Origin of the sequence: Xanthomonas sp. WCS2018Noco2-27, from assembly GCF_031843525.1 — a bacterium.
Lineage (GTDB): Bacteria > Pseudomonadota > Gammaproteobacteria > Xanthomonadales > Xanthomonadaceae > Xanthomonas.
Genome location: NZ_JAVTIK010000008.1, coordinates 18,314 through 39,807, shown reverse-complemented (window position 1 = coordinate 39,807; position 21,494 = coordinate 18,314). Strand labels below are relative to the sequence as shown.

Below are 21,494 nucleotides of genomic sequence, written 5' to 3'. Positions count from 1 at the left end.
CCGCTTCCTTGACTGCGCGCACGGACCGGGCGTGGCAATTGCTGATCTCCTGCGCAGCCGCCACCCAGGAGACTTTCATGCAAACTCGCACCCATCTATTGCTCGCGCTCGCATTGCTGGCTCCCGTGACCGCGCTGGCCGTGCAGGTCGATCCGCAGGGTCGACTTGTCGATGCGCAAGGCCAGACGCTGCAGATTCGCGGGGTGACCTGGCCCGGTTTTGACCGCGCTGCGCTGGCAGCTGCCGGCTTGCGCGACAGCACGCTGGCCCAGGTACTGGATCAGATGCAGGCCGCCGACATCAACGCCGTGCGCTTGCCAATCTGCGCGGCGGCGCTACAGCCCACGCCAGTGGCGGCTGCAGACGTTGCCGGCGACCCGGCATTACGCGGTCTCACTGCATCGCAGCTGCTCGATGCAGTGGTGCGCGCCGCATCCCAGCGCGGCATGCAGGTGATGTTTGCGTTTGCCGATGGCCGCTGCGATGACAGTGCACCGCAGCTGGGCACGCAACAGCAGGCATGGATGCGCGGCCTGACCAGACTGGCGCGTGACTACCGCGACACCGCGGGTGTTATCGGCATCGATCTTGGCAGTAGCGGGTATCGCAATGCCAACTGGGCAGGAAACGCCGCAGAGGCGGACTGGAATCGTGTTGCAGCGCACGCAGCCACCGCGGTGCTGGCGCAGGCGCCGCGTTGGGTGGTGGGCGTGGAAGGTGTCGGCAGCAATGCGCTGTGCAGCGACTCCGCACGCAAGGCCGCTGGCAGCAATCTGCAGCCGCTGGCCTGCGCACCGCTGCGCATCGCATCGCGACACCTGGTGTTGATGCCCAAGCTGGCCGGCCCGGATCGTGATGCAGCTGACGCGTTTGCCGCGCCGGATTTTGCACAGGCGTTGCCTGCCACGTGGCAGCGCGACTTCGGGCAATTTGCGCGCAACCACGCCGTGGTTCCGGTCAGCATCGGCGGGGGTCTTGGCGATGGCGATCCGCGCGACCCGGCATGGCAAACCGCGCTCAGCGGCTATCTTGCCAACAGCGGATTGCGCAGTGCGTTTCTCGGAAGCTGGGAAGTGGGCAATGCCAACAACGGCGGCCTGCTGGCGCAAGATGGCAGTCCGCGCGCAGACAAGCTGCAGGTGTTGCAGCAGGCCTGGGGCATCGCACCTGCAGCGCCGGTAGCTGCATCGGCACCGCGTGCTGGCGCAAAGAATGTCAGCAAGGCCACGACGTGGGACAGCACCTTCACCGGCACCGCGACGTATACCGGCTCAGGCTACTCCGGTGGTGCGCTGCTGCTGGATCCGATCCCGAGCACCGCGTTCATCACCGCACTCAACCCGACGCAGCTGAACTTCGGCGGCGTCAAAGCCGCGATGGCCGGCGCCTATCTGGAAGTGACTGGCCCCAAGGGCAAGACCACCGTGTATGTCACCGACCTGTATCCGGAAGGCGCTTCCGGTGGCCTGGACCTCTCGCACAACGCCTTTGCGGCGATCGGCAACATGGTGGACGGGCGCATCCCGATCAGCTGGAAGATGGTGCGCGCCCCGGTCACCGGCAATGTGCAGTACCGCATCAAGGAAGGCAGCTCACGCTGGTGGGCGGCAATCCAGGTACGCAACCACGCCTACCCGGTGGTCAAGTTCGAAGTGAAACAGGGCAGCACCTGGAAGAGCCTGCAGAAGATGGATTACAACCATTTCCTCGGCGAACAACTAGGTAATCAGCCGCTGTCCATCCGCATCACCGATATCCGCGGCAAGGCGATCCTCGACACGATTCCCGCGCTCTACGAAGACGGCAGCCACCCGGCGTATTTCAAGCCTGGCAGTGTGCAGTTTCCGTGAGTGGGGAATCCCGAGTTGGGACTTGTAGTGACGTAATGGGTGTCTGACTTGTTGCGCGCTTAATGGTCGCGCGCAAATGCGTGACTCACCATAGCTCCGCAGCACAACCTACATGCGGCGAAGCGATCGAAGCCCCTCTCCAGCCGAGGCGAGGGGCACTGCTTGCGCTGCTAGCTCGCAAACGTGGGAGCGCCCGCGCCACACGCGGGCCGGGGACCCACGCGGGAGTGCAGTGAGAGGCAGGACGAAGCATCTGCGCTTTCGTCGTTGGCCGAAGTCGTCCCTGCTCACTTCGCAAAGGCGCCTTCCACGCAAAACCTCTTGATTTGGCGACATCACAGCAAGCGCCGCATCAAGAGCTCAATTAGCCCGGCAGAGCACCACTGACCCGCTTTAACCTGCCATCGGCATGGCTACGCAGCTTGCCATCACGCCCTCACCCACCAGCAAGGCCGCCGCCAACACGGCCGGGTAGCGCGTTGCTGTCGTCCTCTTCGAGATTGCCCACCTCCTCGCGCAAGCCGCCTTGTTGCGGCGGCTGCTCTTCGACCGGGATCTCGTCCCCGTTCGTATCCGGATCGGGGGTGCCATGGGCCGACATGCCTGCCGTAACAGCGCTCATCGGGCGTGCAGTGTGTGGAGTGAGATGCATGGGTGGCTCCGGGCGATTCGAGTGATGCATCGACGCTAGGCCGCGCGGTGCTACCGGGTTGTGAGCCAGACAGCTGTAGCCGTAACGCCGTGTTGACGTCGCTCAGCAACGAGGCGCGGCGGCCACGCACAACGCAGGCAGCAAGGCGTTCGCCTCTCATCTCTGTGGATACTGCGGTAACCGACAGCAAGCAGCGCTCAGGCACATATGCACCACATGCCACCGTCTGCGTCGCAACGATCCAGCGCCCTGCCCTGACGACCACCGCTATCATGCGTGCTCATCTTCGAGGCCATGCCATGCGCTGTCGCATCTTGCTCGCATTCCTGCTGACCTGTGGTGTCGCGCATGCCGCCACGCCGGTGTCGCGCCTGGACGCAGTGCTGCACGCCGGCGTAGTGCGGGTGTGCACCACCGGCGACTATCGCCCCTATACCTTGTTGCGCGACGACGGCAGCTTCGAAGGCAGCGATATCGCGCTGGCGCACTCGCTGGCCGATAGCCTCGGCGTACAGGCCAAGTTTGTGCGCACCAGCTGGCCGCAACTGCTACCGGACCTGCTGGCCGACCGATGCGACATTGCGGTTGGCGGCATTTCGGTGACATTGCAACGGCAGCGCCAGGCCAGCTTCAGCACGGTGCTGGATGTGGACGGCAAGATCCCGCTGGTGCGCTGCGCCGACCAGGCGCGCTATCGCAGCGTTGCGCAACTCAATCGCCCCGAGGTGCGCGTGATCGAGCCGCCAGGCGGCACCAACGAAGCCTTTGCACGGCGCGAATTACCGCGCGCGCAGCTGCGCCTGTTTGCCGACAACACCACCATCTTCCAGGAGCTGCTGGACCAGCGCGCCGACGTCATGATCACCGACGCGTCCGAAGCGCTCTACCAGCAAGCCCGGCTGCCCGGCCTATGCGCCATCGCTCCCGAGCAACCGCTGCAATACAGCGAAAAAGCCTTCCTGCTTCCACGCGACGACACGGCATGGAAAGCCTATGTGGACCAGTGGCTGCACCTGAGCAAGGCCAGCGGCGAGTATGTTCGTCTTGTTGAGCCCTGGCGGAGGCCTTGAATCGGGAATCGGGAATCGGGAATCGCAAGAGCAAGCTTCAGCTCACCAGAATTTGCGCAGCCGCGCCGTTGCGATTCCCGATTCCCGATTCCCCATTCCCGCGGCGCACCGCGCCGCCATCAAACGATCTTGGTGCGGCGCCACCAGCGCGATACCTGTTCTTCGCGGATCAAGGTAAACAGGCCGGCCCCTAGAATCAGCGCGATGCCTACGCCCATCGGCCAGTCCAGATGGTCGTGGAACAGAAAGTAGCCGAATGCGATCGCCCACAACATCTGGCTGTATTGCGTGGGCGCCACCACGCTGACCGGTGCCAGGCGCGTGGCGTACATCATGCAGATGGCAGCCAGCCCCGCGAGCAGGCCGTAGCCGGCCAGCAGGCCCCATTGATACAGCGACGGCCATACGAAGCTCGGCAGCATCAGGATGCCGCCCATCACCAGCGGGCCGATCACGCCGGCCCCGTACAGCGTCAAGCGTTTTTCGCTATGCCCGGCCATGCGCAGGGTGATCACCGAGATCGCACCGACCAGGCCGCACACGATGGCCGCGACGTGTCCGTGGGTGAGATGCCGAAAGCCGGGACGCAGCACGATCAGCACGCCGATGAAGCCGATGATCACCGCCGTCCAACGCCGCCAGCGCACTTCTTCCTTGAGAAACACCACCGACAGCACGGTGACGAAGATCGGCATCAGGAAGATCAGCGCGAATGCCTCGGCCATCGGCAAGGTGGTGAAGGCGATCACCGAGGTGAGATTGCCGATGGCGCCAGTGAGCGCACGCAGCAGCCACAATGCCGGCTGCTTGGCCATGACCAGTTCGCGCAGCTGGTCGTCGGGCTTCTTCAGGAAGGGCACCGCCAACAGCATCAGCAAGGCGCCGAGGAACAGCACCTCGTAGACCGGCAGCGTCCCTTCGAGCAATTTCACGAAGGCATCGCTGATCGAATAGGCCGCATAACACGCAAAACCGAGCAGCACACCTTTGAGCATCACGCGCCTCTTGAATTCGATGACACCCCTCGCGGAAGGAGCGCGGGGAACGGACGCATTATGCAGTGCACCTGCAGCCTGATGGCCGGAGGATCCCGCGACCGGCTCACAACGCCTCCAAGCTCGATCCTGCCAACACCCCTGGCTCACGCGCCGCACCGCAGCCCGCGGCCAGGCAAACAGTGGTCTGCTGGCAAGACCACGTTCCACAGATCCTGGGCGGAATTCGCGCCAGGGCTGCGCAGGCGCGAGGTCCTTGCGCGCGACGGCAGCCATCGCAAGCCGGGGCCATCATCGCTGGGGCCAAGCCGGGCGCATGGGTCGCCCGCTCCCCCGGCCAGCGCAGGCAACCGTGGTGCTGCATCGCGCATGCTTCATCGCGTTTTTAACTCGTGGCGCCGTCGGTTACGATGCCTTGCGCCTATCCTCTCTTCATTCGACACGCCGCCATCGGCGGCAAGCGACAACATAGCGACCACGTGACCCACTATTCCGGACCGTTGCTCACCCTTCCCGATGCCCAGGCGCTGCTGGCAGCACGCAGCGCCGGTCTCGCCACGTGGACCGGGTCGCTGGATCTGGGCCGCAGCAGCGATAGCGTGCAGCTCGATGCACAGACCTGGCAGTGGCGCGGCATGGGCTTCCCCTATCCGGGCAAGCTCAAGGACCGCACGGTGTATTTCTGGGGAGGCGATGATTTCGCGCCGATCTCGCGCTTTGGCAGTGCGCTGATCAAACTGGTGCCCACCGAATGGGGGGCGCCCACCTTCGAGATTGATGGCATCAAGATGCTGCCGTCTGCGCAGATCTCGCCGTTCGAGGATGCGCGCCGCAAGGTGGCGCTGGTGAACCCGCGCGGCAAGATCGTGCTGGACACCTGCGGCGGCCTTGGATACTTCGCGGCCTGCGCGCTGGAAGACGGCGTGGCGCAGTTGCTTTCCTTCGAAAAGAACGCCGACGTGCTGTGGTTACGCACGCTCAACCCCTGGTCGCCGAATCCGGAGGCGGCCGATGCCGGCGGGCGCCTGCACCTCACGCATGCCGACGTGTCGCAGCAGATCGCCATGCTGGCGGACGATTCGGTCGACGCCATCCTGCACGACCCGCCGCGTTTCGGTATTGCCGGCGAGCTGTATTCGCAGGTGTTCTACGATCACCTGGCGCGCGTGCTGCGCCGTGGCGGGCGGCTGTTTCATTACACCGGCGCACCCAACAAACTCACCAGCGGGCGCGATGTGCCCAATGAAGTGGCCAAGCGCCTGACCAAGGCCGGCTTCGCCGCCCAACTCGCGCTGGATGGCGTGCTCGCCACCCTGCCTGTGCGGCGCTAGTCTCCTCGCCCGGCATTGCCGCCGGGCGGATCTGCGATACTGCACCGCCCTCAACACGGACGTTGCATGCGCACTCACCTCGGTACTTTCTCTTTGGCCGCGTTGTTGATGGCGCTGTGCGCGCCGGCCTGTGCGCAGACTGCGCCGGCACAGCCCATGTCGGAGGTCACCACGCGGTATCCGGTGACCACGGCAACGTTGGCGGGGCGACTGATCCGGCTGGGCGAGCGCGATGGCAAATGCGCCGTGTTGCGCGACGACGCGGTGCTGCCACTAGGCGTGCACGCCCCGTGCTACTTCAGCATCAACCGCGAGCACGGCGCGCAGGTCCACCACTTCAATGGCAGCGACATCGTGCTGGTGCAGCATGCGCGCCCGACCGCGCGCGCAGATTGGGACGTCGCACGCGATGGGCCCATCTGCGCATTCGAGTCGCAAGCGGTGCGCGAGGTCGATGGGGTGCTGGAGCCGGGCATCGTTGCCAACTCGTGGCATTGCGATCCCACCGCTGGTGCCGACCAAAAGCAGTTTGTCTACAGCTACGACATCTGGCCCAAACGCGACGCGCAACCACCTGCGCGCAGGCAACGCACGCCCTAAGGGCGGCGACATGCAAGTGTGCGCTGCGGCAACGCACCTGCCGCGTTCGTACGCCGCACTGGTTGCCACCGCCAACAGATGCATGCGTCCCTGCAACACATCACTGCATCAGATACGTCACGCGCAGGCGCGTGCTGGCGGGACGATCACCGCGCTCGCCGGCGGTGACGGCGGTGACGGCGATGCGACTTCCAGCCCGCGTAAGCGAACCAGACGATGAGTGCCAACAGCGTGCCGGTCAACGCGGCATCCCAGCCGATGGATATCCAGAACCGCTGCGGGTCGCTGTCGGCATAAAAGATCCTGGTCGGGCGACCGCGGATGACGCTGACATAGCGCTGCTTGAAGACCGCATCCAGCAGCAGCCAGAGCCGTCCAACACAAGCGATCGCCACCGCAAGCACCACTGCGCGCACCAGCCATATCTGGATGGTCGAGTCCGCACGCGTGGGCGCAGGTGGCGAGACAGTGCGACGCTTTTTCACGCTGATTCCAGACCGTTGCGGGGCGCGCAGTGTACGTGGGGCAGCGCAAGCCACGCGTCCGTTGACGGTTCTCTGTGCGTATTGGCAGCGATACGCGCCGCCACTGACCTGTCGTTACAACGCGCTTGCACAAGGTGTGCCGCTATACTGATGATGCAGCGCACGCGACCGCGTGCATGGAACGCACCACGCTGCATTCGTCTCAAGGAAGATGGCCTGCAACACCGCGATGCCGATGTCCGGACGCTTCCTTGAGTTACTGCGGGTTTGCTACTGCATGGCAACCGCGTTGTATCAAGGATCTCCCTTTGAAAACGTTCACCACCCTTTTGCTTGTCTCTCTCGGCCTGCTGCTTTCGGCGTGCGGAGGCGGCGCCACCTCCGGCGCATCCAAGCTCTCTTCCAGCGATTACCTGCTGCACAACGTGTCGGTCTGGAACGGCGCCGTGACCATCATCGACCCGTGGGTGTCGGGCGATCGCGGGCAGAGCCTGATCACCGATGCCGTCGCGCACAAGCCGCTGGACAGCTACAAGACCGCACTGGGCAGCCAGCGCAAGGCATTGGCTGCCAATGCGCAGGCCAATACCGCCATGGCCTCGGGCGTGCCGGACAACGCCAAGGACCTGGACACCAAACTGTCGGCGTATCTCAAGAGCGCCGACGCGATGATGGCCGCGCTGGAGCGCGTCGCCGCGTTGCCCAGTGGCTACACGAACGCCGAACTGGAGCCGTTGGCCAAGGATCTGGAAGCGGTCTCCACTCAGCTCAACACCGATATGGAAGCCTTGAATACCGCACAGCGCGCGTATTCCACCGAGCACAAGATTCCGCTGCGCGAATCCCGCTAAGAGTGGCTGACAAAACCTAGCGAGCAATCGTCAGGCGGGTGTGGACGGCGCGGAGGAACCTGAGTGCACGCGTGGTACATGCCGCACCGAGCACCGGCCGCACCCGCCTGGCGGCTGCACAGTCGGTTTGTTCGCTGCTCCAAGAACACCTGCGGCCATCGGTCGCCGCGCAGGTCAGCATGGCCTGCGCAGGCGACCGATGGCAGCGTTAGCGATCAGTGGTGCAAACCGAACATCAGCGTGCGATGGGTCGCGCCACCGGCCATGGCGCCGCTGGCAACAGCAAATGCCACCGACGCCGCCGGGCTGGCGATGTCGCCGCAGCCAAACACTCCCGGCACGGTGGTGGCTTGCATCGCGTCCACGGCAAGATGGCTGCCCAATGGCCCGTCGCTGGTACCGCATCCGAGCTGTGCCACCAACGGACTGATCTCGGTCTGCGGAGTGATGAACACCCCGTCCAGCGCAAAGGTCTGTCCGTCTCGCAGTACCAATTCAAGCGTGTTGCCCTCGCCTTGCAGCGCCGTCACCGCGCCGTTCACCAACTGCACGCCGCGCGCCTGGAGTTGCGCGTGTTGGACCTGATCCAGCACCAGCGTGTCGTTCAAGAACAACTGGGTTGCGCCCCAATCCGGCAACATGCTGGCCTGGTGCGCGGCAAACGCCGTTGTCGCCACGACGCCGATGCGTCCCTGCTGCAGCTCGTAGCCATGACAGTACGGGCACACAAACGCCTGCCGGCCCCACCGTTCTGCCAGGCCTGCAAGCGCAGGCAAACGGTCGACCATGCCCATCGCCAGAATCAGCCGCCGCCCGGTGTGGACGCTGCCGTCGGCAAGCGTGACTTCGAATGCATCCGCCTGGCCGCGTAGCTGCCCCACCGTTCCATCGGCCCATCGCACGCTGGGATAGGCGAGCACCTGGATTCGCGCCTCATCGGCGATCTGCGCAGGCGATGCCCCATCGCGGCCCAGAAAGCCGTGCGAGGTGGCGGCAAACCGGTTGCGTCGCTGGCCACTGTCCACCAGCAGGACGGTGCGCCGCGCGCGCGCCAATTGCAGTGCGGCCGACAGCCCCGCGTAACTACCTCCAATGATGATGACCTCATGCTGCATAGCGTCTCCCCGCCTTATCGCTTTATGTACTTTTAGATGTTACATGAAGAGACAAGCGACTCACTACCGCACACACCGATGCGCGACACACTGCTGCCGTGGTTCAGCGCTGCTGCGTGCGCTTGCGCTTGCCGGTGGTCTTGCCGGCAGGTGGCGCGCCAGCGCTGCACAGGCTGTCGAACTCGCTGGCCAGTGCGGCCAGGGTCACGCTGCCCAGGCGCTGCAGCAGCAATGCCTCGGCTTCGGCCAATGCATCGGCAATCGCCGCGTTGACCACGCGCTCCACCGCGCACTGCGGGTTGGGATGATCGGCACCGATCGCAAACAGATGCGGGCCGCCGACTGCGCGATGCACATCCAGCAGCGTCACCTGGGCCAGATCGCAGGCGATCTGCCACCCCCCGTTGTGTCCCTTGCTCGATTGCACGTAACCGGCGCTGCGCAACCCGGCCATGGTCCGGCGCACCACTACCGCATTGGTCGACAGCATGCTGGCGATCTGCTCGGAGGTCATCGGTTGCGCGCTTCTGGCCATGTGCAACAGCACATGCAACATGCGGGAAAGGCGGCTATCGGTTCGCACGCGGTCTTCGGCTTCGCTCGATCGGTTCAGAGGGACGGCATGCCGTCGTCACGCCTGGATTGTGCCGTAGCGTTACGCAATTGTCGCAGCGCAAATTCAAACGGTGCGCCGCAGGCTCAGCACACCGCCCATTGATCGCGCCCGGCGGTCTTGGCGGCATACAGCGCCAGATCGGCCTGGCTCAACAGCACGTCCAGTCCTGCCGCCGGGGTCACGCTCACCGCGCCCATGCAGAAGCGCACCGGCTGTTCTGCGGGCAAGCCAGGGATCTGGATCGCCGCCACCGCAGTGCGCAAGCGCGCGAACACCGCCGGAATTTCGTCCGCGCCGCAGCCCGGCAGCACCAGCAGGAATTCTTCGCCGCCCAGCCGGCCCAGGCGATCCTGGGCGCGCAACGCCAGCAGCGAGGCATTGGCCAGCGCGGTGAGCACCGCATCGCCGCTGGCATGGCCGTGCACATCGTTGATCAGCTTGAAGTGATCCAAATCGATCAGCGCCAGCATGCAGGGTGTGTGGGTGCGCAGGGCATGGTCGATCTGTTGCTGCGCCTCGGCGCGGATGGCGCGTCGGTTCGGCAGGCCGGTGAGCTCATCGCGCATGGCCAGCCGCGAGAGTTGTCGGCGATGGCGTGCGACAAACGCCAGCACGATCAACGCGCCCACCAGTAGCAGACACGCAGCGCACAGCGCGATCCACAAGGCGCGCTGACCGGCTTCGCGCGCCTGCAATGCCAGCTGCGCGGTTTCGCTGCGTCGGCGCAACTCGGCATTTTCCGCCTCGCGCCGCGCGTCTTCATAGCGGGCCTGCAGCCGCAGCATCACCGTGTCGCGCTGGCGGTCAAGGTTCTGCGCGCGCAGCGCGTTGGCGCGCTGCAGCTCCTGGTAGGCCTCGGCATAACGCCCTTCCACCGCCAGCGCCTGGGCGATGGCATCGACCAGCTCCGCACGCCCGCTCAAGGTCAGGTTCGGGTCGTCGGCCGCTTTGGCCGCGATGATCGCGCTGCCCAGGCTGGACGACTGCAGCGCGGTCAGGGCCTGCAACAGGATGGCGTGGCAGGCGGCCACCCGGCCGATATTGCCCTGCGCCTGCATCAACGGCAGCGCCTCGCGCGCCATCGCCAGCGCCGCTGCGGCATCGCCGGTCTTGATCAAGGCTTCGCTGGCGCTGGTCAAGGCTGCCGCCACGCCGGCCTGATCGTCCAGCTCGCGGCTGAGCGCCAGCGCGCGCCGGAAGTGCAGCAATGCGGCGGCGGGTTGCTGCAGTGCCAGCGTGGCACCGTATTCGTATTCGATCAGGCTGCGCTGAAAGCGCGCTGGTTGGTCGTGCAGGCGCGCCAGGGCGCGCTGCAGGTAATCCTGCGCATCGTTGTCGTCGGCCACGCGGCCTGCGACGCGGCTGGCCAACGACCCCAGCTGGGTCAGGCCATCCAGCTCAACGCTGAGCAGGTGTTCGCGCACGGCGCATTGGTAGCTGGTTTGCGCGGCGCTCCAGGCCTCGTCGCTGCTGCCGGAGGCCAGCATGCTCCACATGTCGACCGCTTCGATTTCGCACAACAGATCGCTGCGCCGTAGTGCGCGCGCCTGCTGACGTAAGCCATTCAGCCGCGCCACCATGTTGCGATTGGGGTTTTCGCGCACGTCGCTGAGCGCCTGCACGATGTCCAGCCACAACTGCGCCTGCGCCACATTGCCATGCAATTGGTCCAGCAGGCCGTGGGCCTCGGTGAGCGCGGCCAGGCGCGCCTCGCTGTCTTCCAGCGAGATCAACACGCGCGACTGCGCCAACAGCGCCCAGAACTGCGCGTCGCGGTCGCCATCGACGCGGGCCTGTTGCAGCGCACGCTGGGACATCTGCAACGCCCGCATCGGGTCGTCGAGCGTGGCCAATTCAATGGCTTTCCAGGGTTGCGGCTGCGCCCAGGCCACAACGCCGAACGACAACAACAAGCACGCAGCGAGCAGGCGGCGCCAGACCATCGCAGGCATGCTCATTGGCGTATCACGGGGAGGGTGGACCACACTGCATGCGCACGCTCTCCATGGCACTGCACCTGACCTGGCCGGGGCTAGCTGTTTGCTGCGGCATCTGAAGGCACTCCCGTGGTCGGACAGCGGTGGAATCGCGTGAGCTGCGCGGCAATGCGCGCGCTCGATGTCGTACGGCTGCAAGGGTGACCGGCGAACACGGCAGACGCCGTGATCGCTTTTGATGGTCGAGCCCGTTATCGGCCGGGATGCGCAAGTCTTGAATCCGCTGGATGACGCGGTTGGGCGCGCGCGGTGGCCGGCAGGCCGAGCGAGCAGGCGTTGGGCGCACGGGATGCAACGGCGTTGCGAGTGGGCGCGGTTGGTTTGCGACGCGCACTGCCAGGTCGCCGTCCTGCCAGCGCTGCCTGCCTGCAAGGGCTGCGTGGGCCGCAGTGGATGCGCGACGAGCGCTTGGGATCGATACGGCTTGCTGCCGCACGCGATGCCGATGCCACACCCGGCGCCACGATCAGGCGGCCACGGTTTCGCGACAATGGCCACGCCACAGCACGCGGCCTTCCGCCGCTTGGCAGCCACATGACGGACGCCACGGCGCGGCCACGTAAACTCCGGCACGGCAGCTGCCACCCCTGATCGTCTGGAGACGCCGTGACCTTGCCCCTGCTCCGCCTGCCCCGCCTGCTCCGCCTGCTCACCCTGATCGCCATCGCGCTGCTGTCGGCCTGCGCCACCCAGGCGCCGCGCGCGCCGCAGCGCTCGCCGGAGGCGGTCAAGGCCGATATCGCACGGCGCCTGCCGGCCAACCTGCCCGATCGCAGCGGCTGGGCCAACGATGTGTATGTCGCGCTATCGTCGCAGGCACTGGACACCAGCGCCGAGCACATCTGCGCCGTGCTGGCGGTGACCGAGCAGGAATCGACCTACCAGGCCAATCCCGCGGTGCCCAACCTGGGCAAGATCTCGCGCGCGGAAATCGACCGCCGCGCCAGTGCACACCACATCCCGGCTTTCATGGTCGATGCCGCCCTGCGCATCACATCGCCGGATGGCCGCAGTTACGCCACCCGTATCGCTGCGGCGCGTACCGAGCAGGAACTGAGCCGCATCTTCGAAGACTTCACCGGCAGCGTGCCGCTGGGCGCGCGCCTGTTCGATGGGCTCAATCCGGTGCATACCGCCGGGCCAATGCAGGTGAGCATCGCTTTTGCCGAACAACATGCCGCGCGCTACCCGTATCCGCCCGACAGCTCGGTCCGCCACGAGGTGTTCAGCCGCCGTGGCGGGCTATGGTTCGGCACCACCCATCTGCTGGGCTACCCCACGACCTACGATGCGCTGCTGTATCGCTTTGCCGACTTCAACGCCGGTTGGTATGCCAGCCGCAATGCCGCGTTTCAGGCCGCACTGAGCAAGGCCAGCGGCATCGCGCTCGCACTGGACGGCGACCTGCTCACGCCCGGCGCCAGCCTGGAGTCACCCGGCGGCACCGAGCGCGCGGTGCGCTCGCTGGGCAGCCAGCTGGCGATGAGCGACCGCCAGATCCGCAGTGCGCTGGAAGCCGGCAACACACTGGAGTTCGAACAAAGCGCGCTGTATCGACAGGTGTTCGCGCTGGCCGATCGCAGCGCCGGCAAGGCCTTGCCGCGCGCGGTGCTGCCGGGCATCACCCTGGACAGCCCCAAGATCACCCGTACGCTGACCACTGCCTGGTTTGCGCAGCGAGTCAATGAGCGCTGGACGCGCTGCATGAGCAAGTAAGCGACTGGCTTGGCAGCGCTGCGCGCAGTGCCTGCGCTGCGCACCGGCATCTCATTCCCCACTTAGAGCAGCTAACAAAACTACTGTGCAGCCGCCAGGCGGGCGCGGCCGGTGCTCGGAATCGGCATGTACCAGCCGTACACTCCGGTTCCTCCGCGCCGTCCACACCCACCTGACGACTGCTCGCTACGTTTTGTTAGCCGCTCTTAGGCGACTGGTCAACACATCGCCGACAACAGGACCCTGTTCCACCTTGCCATCGCGACCGCGTTGATAGTTGATGCCGACCCGACAGGCTGCAGGGTGCATCTCCCAGACCCAGCCATACAGGGCGCGCCCCGTGTCTGGCGGCGAGCGCAGCGGCATGTTCATGCGCAGCCCGTCGTCCTGGCCTCGGTCCAGTGTGCACATGACGGTGCCGGCGCCGTCGTCTTCAGCGTCGGGGTCGGCGTCGTCCACATGGGTGATGGTGGCGATGATCGCTTCGGCATTCACCCGTTGCTGTAACGCGCGTGGAAGATCGGCAAGCGGCGGCGCAGCGCGTCCATCGGATGGCTCCTCGACAAATGCATCACTCAACCTCACCTTGCGAAAGTAGTACTCGCTGCGGCCCAGCGTGTTCGAGCCATCCATGGCCGTTACCATGTCTGCCAGTTCGTCGCTACGCACCAGAAACATGTCGGTACCCGAGCGCATGACCACCAGCTGCGCGTCGTTGGCATCGCTACCACTGGAGTCGGGCCGCAACCGGATGTCCAGCGTCACCTGTTCGTCGCCCATCTCGGTCTGCGTCACCGCATAGCGGCCCGCATACGCACGCACATCGGTGCGTGCAAGACTGCGATGATCGATTTTCCAGAACAGCAGGCGATACTGGCCGTTGGGCTCGAGCGCCAGCATGCGATGCCAATCGATATACGACGACAGGTACACGCCGTGCAGGTCGTTGCCGGACTGTGGCTCGTTGAATAGACCCTCGAACATGGAGCGCTGCGCTGCGGGCAATGCCTCACCATTGGTCGTCGCTGCATCGGCAACGGTTGCAGGGCCGTCGACGGCATCGCGAAGTCGGGTGTGCAGCGCCAACGCATCGACCTTTTGGACCCGCAACATCTGCATCGAAAACATCATCTGATCGATCTCGTAGACCTCGCCCGCAGCCAGTGCGCCGCACTCTTTGCGCGCGGCGGCGAGCAGGGCCGATGGGATCAGGGAGTCGCAGAATTCCGCCTCGCACAGGGACTGGTTGAAGAAGTCGTCCAGGCTCCAGCTCAGGTCAGCGGCGGCTTTGGAGACCGGGTCCAGGTAGACCACGTCTTCGTCGGTGGCGGTCAGCTTGCGGTAGTACAGCAGCGCGCCGAAGGGGGTGAGCGCAATCGGAATACGCCGCACCGCATCGGGTGGCGAGACGATCCAGCGATCCAGCACCGGCTGCCATTGCCGGGGGTTGATCAGCGCGAACTGCATGTTCCCGTAGTGCCCCAGCCCTTCTTGACGCCATAGCTCAAGCAGGCTGGCAGGCAGCACCGGCGCATAGGCGGCAATCAGATCCGCGGGGGCAGGCTGCGTCTTGCGCGGCGGGTGCGCCTTGATAAAGCGGGACAGTGCCAAGCGGCGGAACCATGACATCAGACGGCCTCCAGTCAACGTTGCATGCGGTCAGTAAGAGCAGCGAACAAAACGACTGTGCTCACCGCCAGATGGGCGCGGCCGGTGCTCGGTGCTCGGTGCTCGGTGCGGCATGGTCCACTCGTACACTCCGGTTCCTCCGCGCCATCCGCACCCACCTGACGACTGCTCGCTACGTTTTGTTAGCCGCTCTAAACCCAGATCGTGCCGCATGATCCTGTGTGGACGACGAGAAGCGTAGTGCATAGCGTGACATTCCCGTCATCAGTGGCTGGCCGATCACGCGGCGCGCGTGCGGTCCACGGGTGTGATCTGCCTCGATGGCATCGAGCTCGACGAACCTCATCGGTCACGCTGTGCCGGTGCCGGTGCCGGGCGACCTGCTCGGCAACCGCTCGGTAACAGGTCCACCCCGCGTCGGTCACACCCACTCGGTCGCCGAAAAGCGCGCAGCCTGCCACCGTCGACAACGGCGCAGACACGACTTCTGGCAGAGGCACCCGGCCCGCGTAGCGGGTAGCATCGGACGGTCGCGCCGACCGCGTTGCGCGCTCCTTTCGTCCCGGAGAGTCCTACATGCCCACCCCGTTGCCGATGCGGCAGCTGTTCGCCGCCCTCGCCCTGGCCGTCCTGCCGGTCATTGCCAGTGCGCAGGCGCCCAGCGTCACCGAGGCCGACTATGCGCGCGCCGAACGTCTGATCGGCTACCTCACTCAGCCATTGGTCGATCACACGGCCTCACGCATCGACTGGCTGGACGCCACCCACCTGGTCTATGTCGACCACGATGCCAAGGGCGACCGGCTGCTGCAGCTGGATACCGCCACCGGCAAGACCGCACCGATCTTCAAACAGTCCGCGCTGGTCGCTTCGCTTAACACGCTGCTCAAGACCGGCAACAAACCGCTCAAGGCCGACACCTTCGCGCCGGTGGTCAAGGTCACCGCCGATGGTCGTTACCGCCTCAATGTGCGCGATACCGCCGTGATCTGCGATGCGCGTGCGCGTTGCAGCAAGCTGTACGCCAAGGACAAACCGGAACCTGGCGTGTTGTCGCCGGACAAGCGCAGTGAAGCCTTCATTCGCGACTGGAACCTGTGGGTACGCGATCTGGCCAGCGGCCAGGAAACCCAGCTCACCCGCGATGGCGTGGAAAATTTCGGCTACGCCACCGACAACGCCGGCTGGCAGCACAGCGACAACGCCATCGTGGCGTGGTCGCCGGACTCGCGCAAAATAGCGACATTCCAGCAGGACCAGCGCAAGACCGGCGACATGTACCTGGTCAGCACCAAGCTCGGTCACCCCGAGCTGCAGGCATGGAAATACCCGCTGGCCGGCGACAAGGACGTGACCATGATCGAGCGCGTCATCATCGATGTACCATCGCGCAGCGTGGTGCGTTTGAAGATGCCGCCGGACCAACACCGCTCCACCTTGTGCGATGACGTCAGCTGCGGCAACGATGGCGCATGGGACGATGCAAAGTGGTCGCCCGACAGCAAGACGCTGGCATTCGCCTCCACCTCGCGCTTCCACAAGCAGACCTGGTTCCGTATTGCCGATGCCGCCACCGGCGAGGTCCGCACCGCGTTCGACGAAACCGCCAAGACCTATTACGAAAGTGGACAGGTGGCCGCCAATTGGGCGTATCTGCCTGGCAGCGATGAGGCAGTGTGGTTTTCCGAACGCAGCGATTGGGGTCAGCTGTTTCTCTACGACCTGCGCACCGGCAAGCCCAAGCACGCCATCACCACTGGCGAAGGCAACGTCACCGAGCTGTTGCGCGTAGACCCGGCGACACGCACCGCCTGGTTCATGGCAGTCGGCCGTTCGCCGGGCGTGGATCCGTATTACCAGCAGCTGTGGAAGGTGAGCCTGGATGGCGGCGCGCCGGTATTGCTGACGCCGGAAGTGGCCGACCACAGCGTCGTGCTATCGCCCGACGGCGCGCGCTTTGTCGATACCTATTCCACCTCGCTGACGCCACCGGTCACGCTGCTGCGCGACGCCGCCGACGGCCGCAGCATCAGCACGATCGCCACTGCCGACATCACCCGCCTCAAGGCCGCCGGCTGGGTGCCACCGGAGCCGATCACGGTCAAGGCGCGCGATGGCAAGACCACGCTGTACGGGTTGATGTTCAAGCCCAGCAACTTCGACGCCAGCCGCACGTATCCGGTCATCGATTACATCTACCCCGGCCCGCAGACCGGCTCGGTCCGCGGTCGCCGGTTCTATGCCGGCCATGGCGACAATCAATCGCTGGCCGAACTCGGTTTCATCGTCATCGCTATCGACGGCATGGGCACCCCGTGGCGCTCCAAGAGCTTCCACGACACCTGGTACGCCGACATGGGCGACAACACCTTGCCCGACCAGGTGGCCGGACTGAAGGAACTAGGGCAGCGCTACCCGTGGATGGACCTCAACCGTGTCGGCATCTGGGGGCACTCCGGCGGCGGCAACGCCTCCACCGGCGCGATGCTGCGCTACCCCGACTTCTTCAAGGTGGCGTGGTCGGAAAGCGGCAACCACGACAACCGCGGCTACGAAGACGACTGGGCGGAGAAGTATCACGGCGAGCACATCGTCAACAAAGACGGCACCTCTAACTACGACGACCAGGCCAATGCCACGCATGCCAGCAAGCTCAAAGGCAGGCTGATGCTGGTGCACGGCACCCTGGACGACAACGTGCCGCCGTATCTCACCTTGTTGGTGGCCGAAGCGCTGATCAAGGCCAACAAAAACTTCGACATGCTGATGCTGCCCAACGCCAAACACGGCTACGGCGAGATGACCCCATATGTCACCCGCCGCCGCTGGGATTATTTCGTGCAATACCTGCTCGGTGCCACGCCGCCGGCGCAGTACCAGATGAAGCCGATGCCGTAGAGGTGATGGAAGCGAAACTACGAAGTGCGCTTAGCACACAGGCGCTCTGTCACAAACAGCCGACAGAGCGCATTCCATCTCAAGGCGTGGCGGACAGACGGCTCCAGGTTTCTTTCTATTTCGTCCACCCTGTCTGTCGACCGCGCGTCACTTTCTCAAACACCACCCGGAGGTGCGAGGCCTCCGCCATGCTGAGCGCATGCATCCGCTGGTATGCCGATGTTTCGGTGCAGGCTTAGCTTGTAATCTACTCGGCCAACGATCTTCAAAGGAACTGAAATGCAGTTGTCACAAGGTCAACGCGTCCCGCTGTCTACGCTGATCCAGCAGCCCAGGTTCGACTTCGTCACCCAGATCGCCTCAAACCGCACCATCGATTACGTGTGCTTTGGTCTCGACGCAGCCGGCAAGCTGTCCGACGACCGTTACATGGTGTTTTTCAATCAACCCAGTAGCCCATGCGGCAGTGTCCGACAGCATGCGGACGGGCGCTTCGAGCTGTCCTTGGCAAGCCTGCCGACGACGATCGATCGCCTGGTCTTCACCGCCTCCATCGACGGCCAGGGCGTCATGCACGACATCGACGCCAGCCATTTCAGTCTCCAGGCCAGTGGCCAGGAGACTGCACGCTGCAGTTTCTCCGGCACAAGCTTTGCCGACGAAAAAGCGATCATGGTCGCCGATATCTACCGCAGCAAGGATCAGTGGCGCATCGTCGCCAACCTGCAGGGTTTCAATGCCGGGCTGGATGCATTGGTGGCCCACTTTGGCGGTGAAGTCTCCGAGCCGCCGGCAGTGCCCGCAGCGGCAGGTACGCCCGCGTCTGCAGCGAAAGTCTCGCTGGAAAAGCGGGTGGGCGATGTGGCACCGCAATTGGTCAGCCTGGCGAAAAAGGCACAGGTCAGCCTCGAAAAAGCCCGGCTCACCGACGTCAAGGCACGGATCGGGTTGGTCCTGGATGCCTCCGGCTCGATGAGCGCTCAATACAGCCGAGGTCATGTTCAACAGGTGGTCGATCGCCTCATCCCGATGGCGGTCCATTTCGATGACGACGGCGCACTGGATTGCTGGGCATTCGGTGCAACTCCATGCCAGCTGTCACCTGTGACACTTCATAACTTTTCGGGCTATATCGAGCGCGATTCGGGTGGCTGGAAGAAATGGTCACTAGGCCCGCGCATCAACGATGAGCCCGAGGCCATGCGCATGGTGATCGACTACTACAAGCAATCCAAGGACCGTACCCCGGTCTACATCCTGTTTATCAGTGACGGCGGCGTGCATCAGGATCGCGAAATCACCCAGCTGATGAAGGAAGCCGCTGCACTGCCGATCTTCTGGCAGTTTGTCGGCCTGGGTGGCCGTGGCTACGGCATCCTCGAGAAGCTCGATGACATGCATGGCCGTGTCGTGGACAACTGCAATTTCTTCGCACTTGATCGGCTGGATCAGATTCCCGAAGAAAAACTTTACGACCTGCTGATGGAAGAGTTTCCCATGTGGCTCACCGCAGCGAGAGCGAAGAACATCCTGTAAGACAAGGCGTCACGCCTGGCTGGCGCCGGTCGCCTTGCCTGCAAGCGACAAGCACGGCTCACTTGGCCGTGCTGCCACCCAGCTGCTTGCTCAAGAACGCCAGCAAGCGCGTGTAGTACTCGCGTCGATGCGCTTCGGTGTAGAAGCCGTGGCCCTCGTTGGGGAAGTACAGCGACTCCACCGGCACGCCGGCGCCTTTCAACGCGCGCTCCATGGCCTTGGTATGTTCGATCGGCGCGCGCTCGTCCTTGCCGCCGGCCGCCAGAAACACCGGCACCTTGATCTGCCGTGCCAGGGTCACCGGCGAACGCGCAGCCAAGGTGTCGCGTGCGCCCAGCCAATCGACCGTCCAGTTCTTTGCCCAACGCGCGGAGCGCCCGGTATCGCGCGCCATCATGTCCAGATCGTAGACACCCACATAACCGGCCGCGCAGCGATACAGCGCCGGCTCCTTGGCCACGCCCATCAGCGCTGCATAGCCGCCGTAGCTTGCGCCATAGATGCAGATGCGCGATGCGTCGGCAATACCTTCGCCGATGGCCCAGCGGGTGGCATCGGTGACATCGTCCTGCATGCGTCCGCCCCACTCCTTGGCACCGGCCTGGGTAAACGCGTAGCCATAATTGGCCGAGCCGCGGTAGTTGACACGCAGCACCGCGTAACCGGCTGCCGCCAGCAACTGGGTGTCGTCATCGAACTCCCACTTGTCGAAGATCCCGAACGGGCCGCCATGCGGCATCACGATCAACGGCAGCGGCTTGCCGGCTTGCGCATGCAAGGGCTGGGTCAGGTAGCCATGCAGCACCAAGCCATCGCGCGCCTTGAAGCTCACCTGCCTGGTCGCCGGCACTCCATCGGGCGGAAACCACTCACGACGGCTGAACACACGGTCGGCCTTCTTGCTGACCGTGTCGAACAAATAGTAATCACCGTTGTTGCGATCGCTCCACACATACGCCAGCACCATGCGGCGATCGCTGGTGGCTGAGGTGATGTAAACCGCGTTGCCGTCGAAGGCCTTTTCCAGGCTGCGATACAACTTGGCGGTGGGCGCTGTTTCGTCGAAGAAGCGATTGCGCACGCGATCGCTCATATACGACGCACCGATCGGCGTGGTGCCGTCCAGATCGCGCAGGATGTGGTACGGGTCCACGGTATCGTCGTGCAGGAGCGGGGTTGCCTTGCTGGTTGACGGATCCCACGCCACCAGCACATCGGTGCCGGTGGCCTGCTCCACCTGCAGATAAGCGCGACTGCCATCAGCGGAAAAACCCAGCGGGAATTCGCGATGCTTGCTGGTGGCCGCATCGTTGATCAGCCGCCACGGTGCGTCGTCGTTGTCGCGGTAATACAGCTTGCTGATGTTGCTGATGTCCAGGCCGTTGGCAAAGCGGATCCGCCCTTGCTGGTCGGTCACAAACCCTGCCCGACGGACCGGCGAGGTGGCCACAGTCGTGCGCCGGCCGGTCTGGATATCCAGCTTGTCGATGCGGACGTTTGGATCGCCCACGAACGGAACCGCCGACACCAGGATGTTGCGCGCGTCGCCCGGCAGGGTATCCAGCATGTAGGTCGCCGGGTCCAGGTCCATCTTCAACTGCGCGCCGTTGATATCCGGATTGGTGCCGTACGGGCTGGCCAACAAGCGACCGTTCTTGCCGTCGGCATCGATGGCATGCAGCTGGCCGATGGCCACCGGCTCGTCGCGCGAGCCCAGCCGCTGCGCCATCGACACCACGATGCGCTCATCACTGGCCCACCAGAAATCGTCCACCACGCTGTTGACGCCGCCGGTGACCTTGGCCGTGGCCACCTTGTCCTGCCGCCGCACGATGCCCAGCACGGTGCGGTCTTCCAGCGGCATGGTCAGTGCGAGATAGGCACCGGACGGCGAGATCTTGATCCGCTCGAACTGGTCGCTCTTGAGATACGGCGCTAGATCCACGGTTTCCGACGCGCTCTGCGCGACTCCAGGGCTTGCCACTCCCCATGCCAGCACACTCAGCACGCCTATCGTCCAACCACGCATATCGCCCCCACGACCTGTCCTTGAGAGGTGCATGGTGGCAAACGACTGCCGCCGCGTCCATGCCCCCATCAGCGCAATCGGTGATGCTGCAAACCTGCGACTGGCTGGCCTACTGCGCTCGAAC

The 21,494-nt window shown here is 64.7% G+C and carries 15 protein-coding genes, 3 other RNA genes and 1 pseudogene; 10 read left to right on the top strand and 9 right to left on the bottom strand.

Annotated features, from left to right (window positions below):
- Window positions 1-77 precede the first annotated feature (77 nt).
- Window positions 78-1,850 (top strand): expansin EXLX1 family cellulose-binding protein, encoded by a 1,773-nt coding sequence (locus RQH86_RS14105; RefSeq protein WP_311260630.1) that lies wholly within the window; start codon window positions 78-80, stop codon window positions 1,848-1,850.
- Window positions 1,851-2,286: 436 nt separating this feature from the next.
- On the opposite strand, the gene RQH86_RS14100 is transcribed toward RQH86_RS14105, so the two are convergent.
- The gene (locus RQH86_RS14100; protein WP_311260629.1) at window positions 2,287-2,502 is read right to left on the bottom strand and encodes a hypothetical protein; all 216 of its coding nucleotides are present in this window, start codon (window positions 2,500-2,502) and stop codon (window positions 2,287-2,289) included.
- Window positions 2,503-2,801: 299 nt separating this feature from the next.
- Between RQH86_RS14100 and RQH86_RS14095 the strand changes: the two genes are divergently transcribed.
- Entirely contained in the window at window positions 2,802-3,572 is a 771-nt protein-coding gene (locus RQH86_RS14095; RefSeq protein WP_055850477.1) for a transporter substrate-binding domain-containing protein, read from the top strand.
- A 119-nt stretch (window positions 3,573-3,691) separates the two neighbouring features.
- On the opposite strand, the gene RQH86_RS14090 is transcribed toward RQH86_RS14095, so the two are convergent.
- Window positions 3,692-4,567, bottom strand: coding sequence for a DMT family transporter (locus tag RQH86_RS14090; protein WP_055850474.1), 876 nt, complete (start codon window positions 4,565-4,567; stop codon window positions 3,692-3,694).
- A 479-nt stretch (window positions 4,568-5,046) separates the two neighbouring features.
- Between RQH86_RS14090 and RQH86_RS14085 the strand changes: the two genes are divergently transcribed.
- Window positions 5,047-5,898 (top strand): SAM-dependent methyltransferase, encoded by an 852-nt coding sequence (locus tag RQH86_RS14085; RefSeq protein ID WP_115512657.1) that lies wholly within the window; start codon window positions 5,047-5,049, stop codon window positions 5,896-5,898.
- Window positions 5,899-5,964: 66 nt separating this feature from the next.
- Entirely contained in the window at window positions 5,965-6,498 is a 534-nt protein-coding gene (locus tag RQH86_RS14080; RefSeq protein ID WP_055850472.1) for a hypothetical protein, read from the top strand.
- A 146-nt stretch (window positions 6,499-6,644) separates the two neighbouring features.
- On the opposite strand, the gene RQH86_RS14075 is transcribed toward RQH86_RS14080, so the two are convergent.
- Window positions 6,645-6,983, bottom strand: coding sequence for a hypothetical protein (locus RQH86_RS14075; protein ID WP_311240193.1), 339 nt, complete (start codon window positions 6,981-6,983; stop codon window positions 6,645-6,647).
- Window positions 6,984-7,291: 308 nt separating this feature from the next.
- Here RQH86_RS14075 and RQH86_RS14070 point away from each other — a divergent pair, with 308 nt between their 5' ends.
- Window positions 7,292-7,834 carry a hypothetical protein gene (locus RQH86_RS14070; protein ID WP_311240192.1) on the top strand — a complete coding sequence of 181 codons (543 nt, stop codon included), beginning with the start codon at window positions 7,292-7,294 and terminating at the stop codon, window positions 7,832-7,834.
- A 4-nt stretch (window positions 7,835-7,838) separates the two neighbouring features.
- Here RQH86_RS14070 and RQH86_RS14065 read toward each other — a convergent pair.
- The 4 genes from RQH86_RS14065 to RQH86_RS14050 all read right to left on the bottom strand — a co-directional run bounded on the left by RQH86_RS14065 (window position 7,839) and on the right by RQH86_RS14050 (window position 11,523).
- A non-coding RNA gene (locus tag RQH86_RS14065) (sX9 sRNA) lies at window positions 7,839-7,914 on the bottom strand.
- Between the two features lie 135 nt (window positions 7,915-8,049).
- Window positions 8,050-8,949, bottom strand: a complete 900-nt coding sequence (locus RQH86_RS14060; RefSeq protein ID WP_311240191.1) for an NAD(P)/FAD-dependent oxidoreductase — start codon at window positions 8,947-8,949, stop codon at window positions 8,050-8,052.
- A 103-nt stretch (window positions 8,950-9,052) separates the two neighbouring features.
- Window positions 9,053-9,532, bottom strand: coding sequence for an Rrf2 family transcriptional regulator (locus tag RQH86_RS14055; RefSeq protein ID WP_343237799.1), 480 nt, complete (start codon window positions 9,530-9,532; stop codon window positions 9,053-9,055).
- 116 nt (window positions 9,533-9,648) lie between these two features.
- Window positions 9,649-11,523, bottom strand: coding sequence for a GGDEF domain-containing protein (locus RQH86_RS14050; protein ID WP_311240189.1), 1,875 nt, complete (start codon window positions 11,521-11,523; stop codon window positions 9,649-9,651).
- Between the two features lie 666 nt (window positions 11,524-12,189).
- Here RQH86_RS14050 and RQH86_RS14045 point away from each other — a divergent pair.
- Together RQH86_RS14045 and RQH86_RS14040 are read left to right on the top strand one after the other, a co-directional pair.
- The gene (locus tag RQH86_RS14045; RefSeq protein WP_311240196.1) at window positions 12,190-13,278 is read left to right on the top strand and encodes a DUF1615 domain-containing protein; all 1,089 of its coding nucleotides are present in this window, start codon (window positions 12,190-12,192) and stop codon (window positions 13,276-13,278) included.
- A 126-nt stretch (window positions 13,279-13,404) separates the two neighbouring features.
- Window positions 13,405-13,480: non-coding RNA, sX9 sRNA (locus tag RQH86_RS14040), on the top strand.
- Window positions 13,481-13,485: 5 nt separating this feature from the next.
- Here the strand turns inward: RQH86_RS14040 and RQH86_RS14035 are convergent.
- A pseudogene (locus RQH86_RS14035) lies at window positions 13,486-14,907 on the bottom strand (GAD-like domain-containing protein); the annotation flags it as partial.
- A gap of 112 nt (window positions 14,908-15,019) precedes the next feature.
- Here RQH86_RS14035 and RQH86_RS14030 point away from each other — a divergent pair.
- The 3 genes from RQH86_RS14030 (at window position 15,020) to RQH86_RS14020 (ending at window position 19,341) form a co-directional block, all read left to right on the top strand.
- Window positions 15,020-15,095, top strand: a non-coding RNA gene (locus RQH86_RS14030) — sX9 sRNA.
- A 388-nt stretch (window positions 15,096-15,483) separates the two neighbouring features.
- On the top strand, window positions 15,484-17,805 hold the full coding sequence (locus RQH86_RS14025) for a DPP IV N-terminal domain-containing protein (protein WP_311240188.1): 2,322 nt from the start codon (window positions 15,484-15,486) through the stop codon (window positions 17,803-17,805).
- A 279-nt stretch (window positions 17,806-18,084) separates the two neighbouring features.
- Window positions 18,085-19,341, top strand: a complete 1,257-nt coding sequence (locus RQH86_RS14020; RefSeq protein WP_311240187.1) for a VWA domain-containing protein — start codon at window positions 18,085-18,087, stop codon at window positions 19,339-19,341.
- A gap of 58 nt (window positions 19,342-19,399) precedes the next feature.
- On the opposite strand, the gene RQH86_RS14015 is transcribed toward RQH86_RS14020, so the two are convergent.
- Entirely contained in the window at window positions 19,400-21,370 is a 1,971-nt protein-coding gene (locus RQH86_RS14015; RefSeq protein WP_311240186.1) for a S9 family peptidase, read from the bottom strand.
- Window positions 21,371-21,494: the final 124 nt, after the last annotated feature.